The sequence below is a fragment of the Sphingobium sp. Z007 genome (assembly GCF_900013425.1).
GTDB lineage: Bacteria > Pseudomonadota > Alphaproteobacteria > Sphingomonadales > Sphingomonadaceae > Sphingobium.
Map to the genome: position 1 here is coordinate 2,258,415 of NZ_FBXK01000005.1, position 14,421 is coordinate 2,272,835.

The following is a 14,421-nucleotide window of genomic DNA, read 5'->3' on the forward strand; positions in this document are numbered from 1 at the left end:
TTAATCGCTCATTCGCGCGTTAACCATTTCTTCGGGCGGGCTTCCTATCCTTTTCCTGTCAGGCCAGAATCGGGAAAAGTGGGACGACATGCCGATCTTCAAGCGCAATCGCATCCGCCATGGCGAACAGGACGACGCAGCCGACGCGGTGCGATCCCCGCGCCGTCTGCGCCTGCTGCTGGTCGATGAAAATCCCACCGCGCGCGCTGTCGTCGCCCGCCGCCTGTCGCATCTCAATTATGACGTCGCGCTGGCCGAAAACGGCTTCATCGCGCTCAATTTGCTGGTCACCCGCCCGGTCGACATCATCCTAGTCGACATGGCCCTGACGATGTTGCCCGCGGTCGCGACGATGCAGAAGATCCGCGCCGCCAACCTGGCCGGCAACGCCTGCTTCGTCATGATCGCCGGGCGGCTCGACAGCCAATCCACGGTGGAGGCGCTGGCCGCCGGGGCTGACGACCATGTCGTCAAACCCTTCGATTTCGACGTTCTTGACGCCCGCCTGCGCCATCTGTGCCAACGCGCCGAACAGGTCGGCGCGCTCACCCGCCACAATGCCGAACTGGACGCCCGCATCGCCCGGCGCGCCGTCGAACTGGGCGAAACCCGCGAAGCGCTGCGCGAAATGCAGCTCGACCGCGCCCGCCTCGTCTCCTCGATCCAGGCGCTCCATGACGAGGTAGAGCGCCTGCACGCCGCTCAGGGCTGATCCATCTCCAGCCACAAGGACAGGCCATCGCCAGGATCGGCAGGCGGAGCATCCGTCATGATCCGCGCCGCATCCGCCCGCGCCCGATCCAATATCGCCGCCGCCACCGCCGGCTGATGATAGACCCGGTCCGCTTCCCCCAGCAGCCGCGCCGCCCGCAATGTCAGGTCGTCGGGATCGCCCGACCGCAGCCGGATCACCTCCAGCCGCGACGGCATTGCCGCCCCCTCACCCGTCAGCCAGCCCGGCACCCCATCGACCGCCCCGTTGCGCAGCGGATCGATCGGCCCACCCGGAGCCAGCCCCGCATCGATCGCCAGCCGCCGCTCGCCCGCCTCCGGCCAGCGCGCCCGGATTGCCGCCCGCGCCGCGAACAGCGCCATCGCCAGGTCGCCCAACCGCGCCGGCAGCATCGCCTCCAGTCGCTGCCGCAACGCTTTCGCCAGTCCCGCCGAAGCGCCGCCGGTGCCGATCGCGATCAGCACCGGATCACGGTCCACGATCGCGGGCAATGTAAAATCGCACAGATCCGGCATGTCGGTCGCATTGACCAGCACGCCCCGCGCCCGCAGCCGCGCCACCGTCGCCGGGTCGCCGTCCGCCACGATCGCGATCCGCGCCTCGCCATCGCCCTCGCCTACGACGATCGCGCCCGCCCGCTCCAGCAACCGGCGCTTCGCGTCCGCCGCCTCGCCCTCGCCCGTCAATATGACCGGCCGACCCGTCAGCCGCAGAAAGACGGGCAGGCTCTGCATCAGCTGCCGACCCAGTCCGGGATGATGTCGCCCTCGATCAGCGCCTCGATCGGCGGCCGCGCGCGCACCACTGCCCACTTGTCGCCCGACACCAGCACTTCGGGCGTCAGCGGCCGGCTGTTATAGGTGCCCGCCATCGTCGCGCCATAGGCACCCGCGGTCATGAAGGCGACCAGGTCGCCCGCCTGCACCACATCCATGTCGCGATGCATGGCGAAGGTATCGCCCGTCTCGCACACCGGCCCAACGACATTGGCGGTTTCGCGCACACCTACCGGTTTCACCGCGCGGATATCATGCCAGGCGTCATAGAGGCTCGGCCGCATCAGGTCGTTCATCGCCGCATCGACAATCACGAACGGCGCCTGCGCGCCCTGCTTCACCCGCACCACCCGCGACAGCAAAGCCCCGGCATTGCCCACGATCACCCGCCCCGGCTCGAACATCAGCCGCACCGGCCAGCCCTGCGTCACGCGCGTCACCATCACGCCATAGTCGGCCGGGCTGGGCGGCAAAGGCTGCGATAGATCATAAGGCACGCCCAGCCCACCGCCCAGATCGGCGGTGCGGATGTCATGCCCCGCCCCGCGCAACTGCTCGATCAACGCGCCGACCTTGGTGAAGGCGGCCTCCAGCGGCGCAAGATCGGTGAGCTGGCTGCCGATATGCACGGCGACGCCCTGCACATCCAACCCCGGCAGATCGCGCGCGGCGGCATAGCTGTCGATCGCCCGATCATAGGGAATGCCGAACTTATTCTCCGACTTGCCCGTCGAAATTTTGGCATGCGTGCCGGCATCGACATCGGGATTGATGCGATAGGCTACGGCCGCGCGCTTCCCCATCGACAGCGCGACCGCCGACAGCATCTCGGCTTCCGGCTCGCTCTCCAGATTGAACTGGTAGATGCCCTTTTCCAGCGCCAGCCGCATTTCCTGCGCGGTCTTGCCGACGCCGGAAAAGACGATGCGGTCCGCCGGTATGCCCGCCGCGATCGCGCGCAGCAATTCGCCGCCCGACACCACGTCCGCGCCCAGGCCCAGTTTCGCCAGCGTCGCCAAAACGGCCGCATTGGGATTGGCCTTGACCGCAAAGGCGATCAGCGGGTTGTCGAGCGCGCTCAGCCCCGCGCGGAACACACTGACATGGCGGTCCAGCGTCGCGGTGGAATAGACATAGACGGGCGTGCCGACCGCATCGGCGATCGCATCCAGCGGCACCTGCTCCACCTGCATCGCGCCGTTCACATAGTCAAAATGGTCCAACTTTGCGTCCTTAAAACTTATTGCGGCCGCTTTTCGGGCGGCAGGTCGAACGGGTCGTCGGCCCTTTGCCGCGATTGCGTCAGCAATTCCACATTGCGCTGTGGTCGCGCCTGAATGGAAGGCGTCATCAGCTCCGTCGATGTCGGGGCCGTCGCCGCGCCCACCGGCACGGCGGCCACATTCTGCCCCGTCACGGGTTTGAGCGGCTGCCGACCGCCGCATCCGGCCAGCGCCAGCGCGATCAGGGACAGGCCAGCCAGCGTCCGCGTCTTCATGATCCCAGCTCCTCTTTCGCCTGCGCTATCCGCGCCCTTACCTGCGACGGGGCCGTGCCGCCATGGCTCTGGCGGCTGGCAACCGACGCATCGACCGTCAGCACCGCATAGACCCGCGCGTCGATCCGCGCATCGATGTCTCGCAACGTCGCGATCGGCAGTTGGTCCAGCGGCACCGCCGCCGCCTCCGCCGCCGCCACCGCACGCCCGGTGATATGATGCGCCTCGCGGAACGGAATACCCCCCTCCCGCACCAGCCAGTCGGCGAGGTCCGTTGCCGTCGCAAAGCCGCTTTCGGCGAGGCCACGCATCCGGTCGGTGCGGAACGTCACCGTCTCCACCATGCCGGTCATCGCCGCGATCGACAGCGCCAGCAGGTCGTGCGCCTCGAACACCGGCGGCTTGTCGTCCTGCATATCCTTCGAATAAGCGAGCGGCAGCCCCTTCATCGTCACGCACAATGCCGTCATGCACCCCATGATCCGCCCCGCATGGCCGCGCACCAGTTCGGCCGCGTCGGGATTGCGCTTTTGCGGCATGATCGAACTGCCGGTCGAATAGGCGTCGGGCAGCTTGACGAAGCCGAAGGGCTGGCTCGCCCAGATGATGAACTCCTCCGCCAACCGCGACAGGTGCAGCGACGCCTGCGTCGCGGCCATCAGATAATCGAGCGCGAAGTCGCGATCGGATACGCTGTCCAGGCTGTTGTCGGTGGGCTTGGCAAAGCCCAGCGCCGCCGCCGTCGCATGGCGATCGGTCGGAAAGCCCGTCCCCGCCAGCGCCGCCGCGCCCAGCGGACATTCGTTCAACCGCCCGCGCGCATCGGCGAAGCGGCTGCGGTCGCGCCGCACCATTTCATAATAGGCCATCAGATGATGCCCCAGCGTCACCGGCTGCGCCGATTGCAAATGGGTGAAGCCAGGCATCACAGCGTCCGCATTCTCGTCCGCCCGCGCCACCAACGCCCGCTGCAAACCCAGCAGCCCCGCCTCGACCTCATCGATCGCGTCGCGCACCCACAGCCGGAAATCGGTCGCCACCTGGTCGTTGCGGCTGCGCGCGGTGTGCAGCCGCCCCGCCACCGGCCCGATCAGCTCGGCCAGCCGCGACTCGGTGACCATATGAATGTCTTCCAGGTCCAGGTTCACCGGCACGCCATTGGCTTCATATTCGGCCGCGATCCGGTTCAAACCCTCGGTAATCGCCTGCGCGTCCTCGCCCTCGACGATGCCCTGCGCGGCCAGCATCGCGACATGCGCCTTGGACCCGGCGATATCCTGTTTCCACAATCGCTTGTCGAAGGGGATGGAGGCATTTATCTCACGCATGATCGATGCCGGGCCGGCGGCGAACCGGCCGCCCCACATGCTGTTGGAGCCTGCTTCCGTGATATCGTCATTCCGCGCGCTAATGATACTGCTCCTGCCTGCCGCTCTGGCGGCCTGCGATAGGCAATCGCCGCCCCCTGAGCAAGTCAATGCGCAAGCCAATGCCGCCAGCAGCGGCGAGGTTGCCGCCACATCGGGTGAAGCCACCAGCGGCGCCAAGAAGACCGGCTTCGACTATCGGCTCGACCGCAGCAAGGCGGGCACCCCTGCCCCCGACTTCGCGTTCCAGAACCCCGATGGCGGCGACAAGACGCTCCAGGACTTCGCGGGCAAGCCGCTGCTGGTTAATCTCTGGGCGACCTGGTGCGCGCCCTGCATCGCGGAAATGCCCACGCTGGATCGGATCGCGGCGACCTACGGTCCCAAGGGCCTCGCCGTCCTCACCATCTCGCAGGACAATCAGGGGCTAAAGGCCGCCAAGCCCTTCTTCGCCAAACATGACCTGCCCCACTTGAAGGCCTGGGCCGACCCGGAAAACCAGCTGGGCTTCCACTATGCCACCGGCCTGCTGCCCACCACGGTCATCTATGACGCACAGGGCAAGGAAATGGTGCGTGTGATCGGCGCGATGGACTGGGAGGGGCCGGCGGCTAAGACGCTGATCGACGCGGCGATGGCATCCTGACCGGCTGAATCTAATCATAACGAAGCAGAGTTGAAAACCCGCCACGCCGCTTGATTGCAAAATGGCATGGCGGGTTTGCACAGTTGTCACTTGCCCGTCCTTTCCGAATTACAATATCTTCGACCACTTTTGACATGGAAATAATCGAGAAATATTGCGTTTTAGCGTATTTTTTTGCGCTACAATAGCGGATTGCTTTCACCCATCCGTCATCCCCCTTGTCATCATAAATGCAAAAACAGGGGGCATGAATGACGCGACTGTCCGCGCTCAAACTTTCACTTATTCTCGCTTCGTCCTGGTCGGCTTGCGCCATCGCGCAGGACGCGCCGCAGGAGCCGCAGACCGATGAAGGCGCCGCCATCATCGTCACCGGCACGCGTGCCGTCGGCATTGCGGCGGCCGAATCCGCCGCGCCGGTTCAGGTGCTGAGCGAAGAAGCCATCAGCCATGTCGGCCAGCCGAACCTCAACCAGGTTCTGACCCAACTGGTGCCGGGCTTCACCGCCCAGACACAGGGTACCGATCTGTCCAGCTTCTCGCTGTCGGCCCGCCTGCGTGGCCTCAGCCCCAACCACACGCTGGTCCTGGTCAATGGCAAGCGCCGCCACGGCAACGCCATTCTTCAGGTGATCTCCGGCGCGTTCCAGGGTTCCGCCGCGCCCAGCATCGACGTCATCCCGCCCGACGCCATTTCGCGCGTCGAAGTGCTGCAGGAAGGCGCCGCCGCCGTTTACGGCACCGACGCGATCGCCGGCGTCCTTAACTTCATCCTCAAGGACAATAGCGAAGGCGGCACGTTCAAGGTCACCGGCGGTCAATATTATGATAGTGAGGGCGAACTCTTCTCCGCTTCGGGCAATGTCGGCTTCAAACTGGGCGAAGACGGCTTCTTCAACCTGACCCTGTTCCACCGGCGTCAGGATTACACCACCGTCGGCCAGGGCCAGGTGCTCGTTACGCAACAGGACGGCACGCTGCAACCCAATGCCCCGGCCCAATGGTCCAACCTCGCTGGCGACGCGCTGTCGGGCATCAATGGCGGCCAGCCCAAGACCAACCTCAACATCGCCTTCTATAATATGGGCTATGATTTCGGCGGCGTCGAACTCTACAGCTTCGGCGATTACAGCCGCCGCGAAGGATGGGCCAAGCAGGGCTACCGCCATCCCAAGCGCATTTGCTACGAAGCCGGCAATCTTGGCGGCGGCGTCACCCCGGCCGCTTATGATCCCAGCATCTGCTATGGCGACACCGGCGTCGTCGGCATGGTCCCGCTCCAGCATGTGATCGAGAATGAATATAGCGTCACCGTCGGCGTCAAAGGCGAATTTGGCGGCGGCTGGAACTATGACGTGTCCGGCACCTATGGGTCGCAGAAGGACGATATCTGGACCGAAGCGTCGGCCCATCGCGAAATCTGGCAGGAAAGCTATCAGAACCAGCTGCGCGGCATCGGCGTCGCCAATACGCCGGACAGCGCCTATGACGGCGGTTTCAAGCTCGCCCAGACCACGCTGACCACCGATATCCGCAAGGAATTTGAAGCTGGCCTCGCCAGTCCGATCACGCTGGCGTTCGGTGGCGAATATCGCAAGGACGAATATGAAATCATCGCCGGTGATTCCATCTCGACCTACAAGACCGGCGTCCAGTCCTTCCCAGGTTACAAGGCAAGCGACGCCGGCGAATTTCAGCGCAGCTCCAAGGCGGGCTATATCAACCTGATTGCCAAGCCGATCGACGGCTGGAGCGTCGATCTTGCGGGCCGCTACGAAGACTATACCGATTTCGGCGATACCCTGATCGGCAAGGTCACGACCCGTTATGACTTCTCGGACGCCTTCGCCATCCGCGGCACCGCCAGCACCGGCTTCCGCGCCCCGACGCTGCAGGAACAGAAATATTCGACCATCAACGTCGGCCCGACCAGCGCCGTCGCACAGCTGCCCGCCGGCTCGCCTGCCGCCGCGCTGCTGGGCTTCAATGCGCTGAAGCCTGAAAAGTCGAAGAATTTCTCGGCCGGTTTCGTCGTCCGCCCGGTGCCTAAGCTCGCGATCACGGTCGATGGCTATCTGATTAAGATCAAGGATCGCATTACCGGCACCGCGGCCCGCAACGCCGTCCTCAACGGCGTGGCGCAGCCCGGCGGCGCTGACATTCTGAACGCCCTCAATGCCGCGGGCATCGTCCTCGACAGCGCCCTCTTCACCAGCGGCACGATCGGCGTACAGAGCTTCACCAACGGCGTCGACACCCGCACCTGGGGCATCGACTTCTCGGCCAGCTATCCTGTCGCGCTGGACTTCGGCCAGCTCAACCTGTCGCTGACCGCCAACTATAACAAGACGAAGATCACCAACAACAAGCTGGGCTATCCGCTGTTCAACGCCGCATCGGAAAGCAATATCGAACGCGCCAGCCCGGACTATAAGGTCGTCGCCAACGCTCTGTTCAAAAGCGGCCGTTTCGCCGTCAACCTGCGCGAAACCTTCTACGGCAAGACCAGCGTCCTGGTGCGTCCGGCCTTCACTTCCTCCGCCAACGGATCGATCGTGATCCCCGAAGGCGGCTTCCTGATTGCCGACGGCGCGATCGTGAACGGTGTGAACGCTAACCAGCTCTACTTCAACGGCGTGGCCAAGGCGGCGGCCATCACCGATCTGGAGGTGAATTACGACTTCACCGACAATGTCACCTTCTCGCTGGGCGCCAACAACCTGTTCAACAAGAAGCCGGAAATCCCCAAGCTGCTGAAGGGCGTGGTCGTGCCGACCGGCGTGTCGCCCTATGAAAACGGTTCCGGCTCCTACAGCGCCTCCTACGGGCACAGCGCCTACAGCACATCGGGCGGCTACTATTATGCCCGCCTAGACTTCAAATTCTAGAAGTCACGCAAAAGGGTCGGTCCGAACCATCGGACCGACCCTTTATCTTTTTGCGCATAGGACGATCAGGGGGAATTGATATGAAGGCACTGACCGCACTCATGCTGGCCGCGATGGCCGTATCTTCGGCCCCGGCCTCCGCTCAAGCCGCCACCGTCGAACATAAACAGGCGCCCGGTGCCATGATCGCCAGCGCGGCGATCATCCCGCCCGGCAGCACCCTCTATTATCTCTCCGGCGCCACCGCCGCGCCGATCGACGCCAAGGATGTCGAAAGCCCCGGCGCATTCGGCGATACCGAAGTGCAGACCCTGTCCATCTTCACCAAGATGAAGGCGCAGCTTGCCGAACTGGGCCTCACCATGGGCGACGTCGTGAAACTCACCGTCTTCCTGGTCGGCGATCCCAAATTGGGCGGCAAGATGGACCGCGACGGCATGACGAAATCCTACAAGAAATTCTTCGGCACGCCCGATCAGCCCAACCTGCCGACCCGCTCCGCCTTCCAGATTGCGGGCCTTGGTCGCCCGCAGCAACTGGTCGAGATCGAAGCGATCGCCGCCAAGGCGCCCTGAGCGCGTAACAAGGGGGGACATCATGACCGACAGCACCGCACCCAGCCGCCGCGACCTCCTGACCATGATCGGCAAGGTTGGTGGCGCGGCCGCCATGTATCAGGCGATGACCGCGCTCGGCCACGCCGCCGAAACCCAGTTCACCGGCCCGCCCGTCCTGTCGGGCGCCAAGCCCGGTGCGTCGGTCGTCATCCTGGGCGCTGGCCTCGCCGGCATGGCCGCCGCCTATGAGCTGCAAAAGGCGGGCTATAGCGTCAAGATACTGGAGTTTCAGGATCGCCCCGGCGGCCGCAACTATTCGCTGCGCGGCGGCGACAGCTTCACCGAAAGCGACGGCACGGTGCAGAAGGTGCAGTTCGCGCCGGGCAATTACCTCAACCCCGGCCCCTGGCGCATCCCGCATCACCATAAGGCGCTGCTTCATTATTGCCGCCAGTTCGGCGTCGCGCTGGAACCCTTCATCCAGCTCAACCATAATGGCTTCATCCATTCGTCCGAAGCCTTTGGCGGCAAGCCGATGCGCTACAAGGAAGTCGCGACCGACTTTAAGGGGCACACCTCCGAACTGCTGGCCAAGGCGATCAGTGCCAAGGCGCTGGACGACAAGCTGTCGGCGCAAGATCAGGAAAAGCTGATGGAAGCGCTGCGCGGCTGGGGCGTGCTCGACAAGAATATGGCCTATACCAGCAGCCTCAAAGTCTCCGCCCAGCGCGGCTACGACCAGCCCCCCGGCGGCGGCCGCAACGGCGCGCCCACCCCCTCGCAGATCGCCAAGCTCCAGGACGTGCTCGATCCGCAGGTCTGGACCGCCATGTCCTTCTATTTCAGCTATGTCATGCAGACGACCATGTTCCAGCCGGTTGGCGGCATGGACATGATCGGCAAGGCTTTCGCCAAGAAGATCGGCAAGGTCGTCACCTACAACGCCAAGGCGGTGAAGGTCGCCCAGTCCGATAAGGGCGTCACCGTCAGCTACAAGGATGTCGCAAGCGGCCAGATGCACGATGTCAGCGCCGATTATTGCGTCTGCACCATTCCGCTCTCGATCATCAGCCAGGTCGATATGCAGGTGTCCCCGGCGCTCAAAGCCGCGATGAAGGCCGTTCCCTATGGCGGCCACGTCAAGATCGGCCTGGAATTCAAGCGCCGCTTCTGGGAGGAGGACGACAACATCTATGGCGGCCACAGCTTCACCGACCAGTCGATCACCCAGCTATCCTATCCCAATGACAAGATGTTCGGCACCGGCCCCGCTGTGCTGCTCGGCGCCTTCGCCCGCGACCTCGCCGGCTTCCAGCTGGCCGGCATGACCCCGCAACAACGGATCGAAACCGCGCTGAAGCAAGGCGAAGTGTTCCACCCGCAATATCGCAAGGAATATCTGAACGGCGTGTCCGTGCCCTGGAGCCGGGTGCCCTGGATTTTGGGCTGCACCTCCGCCTGGAACGAGGACAATCGCAAGGCGCATTACAAAAACCTCGTCACGCTCGACAACCGCGTGGTGCTGGCGGGCGAACATGCCAGTTACTATGGCGGCTGGATGGAAGGCTCCATCCTGTCGGGCATGGATGCGATCACCCAGATTCACCAACATGCGCAGGCGGCCTGACATGCGGCGCACCCTGATCCGCCTCGCGGCGCTAGCCGTGCTGGCCGCCGCGCCCGCGCTGGCGGACTCCCCCGGCGGCCGCCCGGTCAAGCTGGCGCTGCCCGATGGCGAGCAGGTCTATAAGCAGGTCTGCGCCGCCTGCCATCTGGCCCAGGCGCAGGGCTCGCCCGACGGCACCGTCCCGGCGCTGGCCCATAATGCGAAACTGGCGACAGTGGACTATCCCATCACCGTGGTGATGAAGGGCCAGGGCGGGATGCCCTGGTTCTCCGAAATGCTCACCCCAGCCCAGGTCGCCGCCGTGGTCGGCTATGTCCGCACCCATTTCGACAACGCCTATGCCGATCCGGTCGCAGAAGCCGATGTGAAGCGCATCGCCGCCGCCATCAAAAGCAGCGAAGAATGACCGACGCCGCCGCCCTCTCCCGCCGGATGCTGATGCACGGCGCGATCGGCGTCGCCGCCGTCGCGAGTACCGCCGCCCCCGCCCTCGCCCAGCGCGGGCGCAAGGTGGACCTGCCCGACGATCCCAAGGCCATGGTCGCATCGCTGACCGACGGCATCTTAATCAACAGCAACGAAAACCCGCTCGGCCCCTGCCCCGCCGCGCTGGACGCGCTGTCGGGCCTCGATCCGCTGGCGGGCCGATACGGCATGGCCTTTGCGGGCAAGCTCGAAACCCTGTTCGCCCGGCAGAACGGCCTGTCGCCGGACCAGGTCCAGGTCCATCCCGGCTCCTTCATGCCCTTGCGATCGGTCGCGCTGACCTATTCGTCCAAGGACCGCCCGATCGCCTATTGCGAACCGACCTTTGACCAGGGGTTCCTGGGCAAGGGCAATCAGGCCGTCACCCGCGCCGTCGCGGTTCCCTTGAGCGGCGACTATGCCGTGGACGTGCGCACACTGCGCGCCGCCGCACCCGATGCCGGCGTCTATTATCTCTGCAACCCCAACAACCCCACCGGTCTCACCACCAGCCGCGCCGATATCCTATGGCTGCTGGCGAACAAGCCCAAGGGCGCGATCCTGCTGATCGACGAAGCCTATATCCAGTATAGCGATGCGCAAAGCTGCCTCGACCTGGTGGCAACGGGCGAAGACCTGCTGGTCACCCGCACCTTCTCGAAAATCTATGGCCTCGCCGGTCTGCGCTGCGGCCTGATCGCGGGGCGCAAGGATCTGCTCGACGGCATGGCCGACTATGGCGTCAACATCACGCCCATGCCCGCCGTCATCGCGGCCGAAGCCAGCCTGCTCGACACGGGCCTCATCGCCCAGCGCAAAGCCTATAATAAGGGCGTGCGCGCCGATCTGTTCGCCTGGGCGGACGCCCATGGCCTCCGCTATCTGCCCTCGCAGGCCAGTTTCGCCATGATCCATGTCGGCCGCCCCGGCAAGGATGTCACCGCGGCGCTGGCCGCCCAGAAAATCTTCATCGGCGGCCCCCGCAAATATATGGACGACTGGGTCCGCGTCTCTTTCGGCACGCCACCCGAAATGCAGGCGTTCAAAAGCGCGCTGCTTAAGGCGCTGGCATGACCCTGTCGCGCCGTCAGGCATTGGGCGCGGCGATTGCCGTCCCGCTGGCGGCGCAGGCGGCCCGCGCCAGCGCGACCACGCCCAGCCTACCGGACAGATCCAGCTTCGCGCCCACTCCCACCGCCTATCTCGACAGCGCCTCGACCCACCCGATCAGCCTGGGCGCGCGCGCCGCGATGGACGCCTATGTCGCCGCCCGCACGCTCGATCCTGCCGCCGCGGCGCGCAAGCCTGTGGACCGCGCCGCCACCATCGCCAAATTCGCCCGGCTGGTGAACGCCGACCCGGACGAACTCTGCTGGGTCCAATCCACCACCATGGGGGAACAGGCCGTGCTGCGCGCGCTCGGCTTTCCGCACAAGAAAGGCCGCATCGTCACCGACACGCTGCATTTCTACGCCGGCTTCCCCATGTATCAGGAACTGGCCAAGCAGGGGGTCGATGTCGCCTGGGTCCAGGCGCGCGACGGCCGCATCGACCTGGACGACATGGCCAAGGCCATCACGCCCGGCACGAAACTGGTCAGCCTATCGCTCGTCTCCACCTATAACGGCTTCCACCACGACCTGAAGGCGGTGTGCGACCTTGCCCATGCCACAGGCGCGCTGGTCTATGCCGACATCATCCATGCCGCCGGCGCGATCCCCGTCGATCTTCACGCCAGCACCGTCGATTTCGCTGCCTGCGCCACCTATAAATGGCTGATGGGGGATTTCGGCCTCGGCTTCCTTTATGCCCGGCGCGGCGTGCTGGATGCCCTGCCGCTGGCCGATTTCGGCTATTATGGCTTCGCCGCGCCCGGCGCCCCGCCCGGCATCGGCCTGTCCCCGCCGCAAACCCATGTCTATCCCATGGACCCGCCCGGCAATATGCCGGTCAGCTACGCCATCCGCCCCGGCGCGCTCGGCCATTTCGGCACCGGCACCTATGCCCAGGCGGTGGTCGCCGCGATCGACCATGGCCTCGACCATATCGCCGCGCTCACCGTCCCCGCGATCCAGGCCCATGCCCAAAGCCTGATCGCCCCGCTGCGCGAGGGCCTCACTGCCAAGGGCTACCGCCTCATCACCCCGCCCGGCACGCAAACGCCGCTGCTCACCGCCCTGCTGCCCGATGCGAAGCCCCGCCTCGCTGACCCACTGGCCAAGGCGCAGGTCCGCATTTCCCTGCACGATCATCATTTCCGCATCGCGCCGTCGATCTTCAACGATAGGATGGACATAGACCGCCTGCTCGCCGCGCTACCTCGCGCCTGATCCTTATAAGGAGAGACTTATGAAGCGCCTTCTCGCCACCGCCCTGTTGCTGGCCGCCACCCCCGCTTTCGCCCAACCCGCCGCCGCGCCGCAGGCCCTACCCGCCAAGCTCCCCTTCTCGCCCTCGATCCGGGTCGGCGACATCCTCTTCATGTCCGGCCAGATCGGCCAGGCGCCCGAAGGCATGGACAAGCATAAGGAAGGCTTCGACGCCGCGGTAAAGAGCGCGATGGATTCGATCGGCAAGATATTGGTGAGCAATGGCCTCGACTTCGGCCATGTCGTCAAATGCACCGTGATGCTGGACGACATGGCCGACTGGCCCCGCTTCAACGCCGCCTACCTCCCCTATTTCGAAGGCAAACGCCTCCCCACCCGCAGCGCCTTCGGCGCGGACGGCCTGGCGCTGGGCGCGCCGCTGGAAGTAGAATGCATCGCCGCGTTCAAATGAGGGCGGCAGGAATTGGCTGACTTGGGTGGATTACTGCCATTCCGCTTTGCGCGAGACCTCACGCGAAAGGCGACGTAAAAATCCCGTCACCCCAGCGAAGGCTGGGGTCTTGTGCGGAGGCGCGCGGCGGTTCGGCTAGGCACTTACTCAACCGCATTGCATCGTCGCCTGAGACCCCAGCCTTCGCTGGGGTGACGGTAATGGGGCATCAGCTTGCCGGTTATACAACCCGCCTGCTGAACGTCCGCTTCTGCCCAACACTCGCCGCCTTCAGACGGCCACAGCTTCCCGCACCACCAGCACCGGCACGCCATCGCGCACCGGAAAGGCCAGCCCCGCCGCCTCCGACACCAGCGCATTGCGCGCCGCGTCCCACCGCAGCGGCGTCCGCGTCACCGGACATACCAGCTTCTCCAGCAACCACGGATCGACCGACGCAACCTCGCCACTCGTTGCCCCGCCATTCACTGCATCGTCGCCCCGCCGTCACGCTCCATCCGGCCGACGATCTGCATCAGCTGGATGATCCGTTCCGATCGTTCGGACAGCGTATCGGCCTCCAACAATGTCTGCTTGGCCGCCGGATCGAACGGCACGATCTGGGCGATGCCGTTGACCAGCGCCGTGTCGTCCAGCCGCGATACCGCGGTCCAATCCACCACATAGCCCAGCAGGTCGGCGAAACGCCGCGATTCCTGCTCCAGCGCCGCCCGCTCCGCCATGTGCAGCACCTCATCCTCTTGGGGCGTCTGTTCGACATCGGCCTCGATCTGGCGGAATTGCGTCGATACCGGCAATTCACGCACCAGCCGGAATCGCGCCAGGCCCGTCAACACGATATTGAACCGCCCGTCGTCCAGCGCCTCGATATGACTGACATGACCCAGGCAGCCCATATCGAACAGCGGCGGCACAGCTCCGCCCCCGCGCGGCTGGATGATGCCGATCCGCCGATCGCGCGCCATCGCATCATGGATCAACGCACGGTATCGCGGCTCGAAAATATGCAGCGGCAGGTCCATGCCCGGCAGCAGCAGCGCGCCGGGCAAGGGAAAGATCGAGACGCGGGCCAATGGCATGGCG

General features: G+C 65.0%; 15 protein-coding genes. 9 read left to right on the top strand and 6 right to left on the bottom strand.

Annotated elements, in window-relative coordinates; all coding sequences use genetic code 11:
- The first annotated feature begins 88 nt into the window (after positions 1–88).
- Complete coding sequence (locus CEQ44_RS18925) at positions 89–712, top strand: response regulator transcription factor (protein ID WP_088183382.1); 624 nt, start codon at positions 89–91, stop codon at positions 710–712.
- Here CEQ44_RS18925 and CEQ44_RS18930 read toward each other — a convergent pair.
- The 4 genes from CEQ44_RS18930 to argH are packed head-to-tail and all read right to left on the bottom strand — an operon-like array spanning position 703 to position 4,374.
- A complete protein-coding gene (locus tag CEQ44_RS18930; RefSeq protein ID WP_088183381.1) occupies positions 703–1,467 on the bottom strand; it encodes a bifunctional precorrin-2 dehydrogenase/sirohydrochlorin ferrochelatase in 765 nt (254 codons plus the stop codon). The two genes, CEQ44_RS18925 and CEQ44_RS18930, sit on opposite strands and share 10 nt — an antisense overlap.
- The gene (gene lysA / locus CEQ44_RS18935; RefSeq protein ID WP_088183380.1) at positions 1,467–2,732 is read right to left on the bottom strand and encodes a diaminopimelate decarboxylase; all 1,266 of its coding nucleotides are present in this window, start codon (positions 2,730–2,732) and stop codon (positions 1,467–1,469) included. Before lysA ends, CEQ44_RS18930 begins: the two co-directional genes overlap by 1 nt.
- Positions 2,733–2,749: 17 nt before the next feature.
- Positions 2,750–3,007, bottom strand: a complete 258-nt coding sequence (locus tag CEQ44_RS18940; protein ID WP_088183379.1) for a hypothetical protein — start codon at positions 3,005–3,007, stop codon at positions 2,750–2,752.
- Positions 3,004–4,374: an argininosuccinate lyase gene (gene argH, locus CEQ44_RS18945; protein WP_088183378.1), complete on the bottom strand. Its 1,371-nt coding sequence runs from the start codon at positions 4,372–4,374 to the stop codon at positions 3,004–3,006. The genes CEQ44_RS18940 and argH overlap by 4 nt, the downstream gene beginning before the upstream one ends.
- A gap of 43 nt (positions 4,375–4,417) precedes the next feature.
- Between argH and CEQ44_RS18950 the strand changes: the two genes are divergently transcribed.
- From CEQ44_RS18950 to CEQ44_RS18985, 8 genes are all read left to right on the top strand, one after another.
- Positions 4,418–5,020, top strand: coding sequence for a TlpA disulfide reductase family protein (locus CEQ44_RS18950; RefSeq protein ID WP_088183395.1), 603 nt, complete (start codon positions 4,418–4,420; stop codon positions 5,018–5,020).
- Positions 5,021–5,271: 251 nt separating this feature from the next.
- Entirely contained in the window at positions 5,272–7,908 is a 2,637-nt protein-coding gene (locus CEQ44_RS18955; RefSeq protein WP_088183377.1) for a TonB-dependent siderophore receptor, read from the top strand.
- 80 nt (positions 7,909–7,988) lie between these two features.
- On the top strand, positions 7,989–8,483 hold the full coding sequence (locus CEQ44_RS18960; protein WP_088183376.1) for a RidA family protein: 495 nt from the start codon (positions 7,989–7,991) through the stop codon (positions 8,481–8,483).
- 22 nt (positions 8,484–8,505) lie between these two features.
- Positions 8,506–10,092: a flavin monoamine oxidase family protein gene (locus CEQ44_RS18965; RefSeq protein ID WP_088183375.1), complete on the top strand. Its 1,587-nt coding sequence runs from the start codon at positions 8,506–8,508 to the stop codon at positions 10,090–10,092.
- 1 nt (position 10,093) lies between these two features.
- Positions 10,094–10,498, top strand: coding sequence for a cytochrome c (locus tag CEQ44_RS18970; RefSeq protein ID WP_088183374.1), 405 nt, complete (start codon positions 10,094–10,096; stop codon positions 10,496–10,498).
- Positions 10,495–11,631: an aminotransferase class I/II-fold pyridoxal phosphate-dependent enzyme gene (locus tag CEQ44_RS18975; RefSeq protein WP_088183373.1), complete on the top strand. Its 1,137-nt coding sequence runs from the start codon at positions 10,495–10,497 to the stop codon at positions 11,629–11,631. Before CEQ44_RS18970 ends, CEQ44_RS18975 begins: the two co-directional genes overlap by 4 nt.
- Positions 11,628–12,887: an aminotransferase class V-fold PLP-dependent enzyme gene (locus CEQ44_RS18980; protein WP_088183372.1), complete on the top strand. Its 1,260-nt coding sequence runs from the start codon at positions 11,628–11,630 to the stop codon at positions 12,885–12,887. Before CEQ44_RS18975 ends, CEQ44_RS18980 begins: the two co-directional genes overlap by 4 nt.
- A gap of 19 nt (positions 12,888–12,906) precedes the next feature.
- Complete coding sequence (locus tag CEQ44_RS18985; RefSeq protein WP_088183371.1) at positions 12,907–13,338, top strand: RidA family protein; 432 nt, start codon at positions 12,907–12,909, stop codon at positions 13,336–13,338.
- Positions 13,339–13,608: 270 nt separating this feature from the next.
- On the opposite strand, the gene CEQ44_RS18990 is transcribed toward CEQ44_RS18985, so the two are convergent.
- Entirely contained in the window at positions 13,609–13,806 is a 198-nt protein-coding gene (locus CEQ44_RS18990; RefSeq protein ID WP_088183370.1) for a Trm112 family protein, read from the bottom strand.
- A complete protein-coding gene (locus tag CEQ44_RS18995) occupies positions 13,803–14,417 on the bottom strand; it encodes an LON peptidase substrate-binding domain-containing protein (protein WP_088183369.1) in 615 nt (204 codons plus the stop codon). Before CEQ44_RS18995 ends, CEQ44_RS18990 begins: the two co-directional genes overlap by 4 nt.
- Between the last annotated feature and the right edge of the window lie 4 nt (positions 14,418–14,421).

Coding starts and splice junctions, on each gene's coding strand:
- CEQ44_RS18985 (WP_088183371.1), top strand. CDS start 12,907: ATGAAGCGCCTTCTCGCCACCGCCCTGTTGCTGGCCGCCACCCCCGCT.
- CEQ44_RS18965 (WP_088183375.1), top strand. CDS start 8,506: ATGACCGACAGCACCGCACCCAGCCGCCGCGACCTCCTGACCATGATC.
- CEQ44_RS18980 (WP_088183372.1), top strand. CDS start 11,628: ATGACCCTGTCGCGCCGTCAGGCATTGGGCGCGGCGATTGCCGTCCCG.
- CEQ44_RS18950 (WP_088183395.1), top strand. CDS start 4,418: ATGATACTGCTCCTGCCTGCCGCTCTGGCGGCCTGCGATAGGCAATCG.
- CEQ44_RS18995 (WP_088183369.1), bottom strand. CDS start 14,417: ATGCCATTGGCCCGCGTCTCGATCTTTCCCTTGCCCGGCGCGCTGCTG.
- argH (WP_088183378.1), bottom strand. CDS start 4,374: ATGTGGGGCGGCCGGTTCGCCGCCGGCCCGGCATCGATCATGCGTGAG.
- CEQ44_RS18975 (WP_088183373.1), top strand. CDS start 10,495: ATGACCGACGCCGCCGCCCTCTCCCGCCGGATGCTGATGCACGGCGCG.
- CEQ44_RS18960 (WP_088183376.1), top strand. CDS start 7,989: ATGAAGGCACTGACCGCACTCATGCTGGCCGCGATGGCCGTATCTTCG.
- CEQ44_RS18955 (WP_088183377.1), top strand. CDS start 5,272: ATGACGCGACTGTCCGCGCTCAAACTTTCACTTATTCTCGCTTCGTCC.
- CEQ44_RS18930 (WP_088183381.1), bottom strand. CDS start 1,467: ATGCAGAGCCTGCCCGTCTTTCTGCGGCTGACGGGTCGGCCGGTCATA.
- CEQ44_RS18940 (WP_088183379.1), bottom strand. CDS start 3,007: ATGAAGACGCGGACGCTGGCTGGCCTGTCCCTGATCGCGCTGGCGCTG.
- CEQ44_RS18970 (WP_088183374.1), top strand. CDS start 10,094: ATGCGGCGCACCCTGATCCGCCTCGCGGCGCTAGCCGTGCTGGCCGCC.
- CEQ44_RS18925 (WP_088183382.1), top strand. CDS start 89: ATGCCGATCTTCAAGCGCAATCGCATCCGCCATGGCGAACAGGACGAC.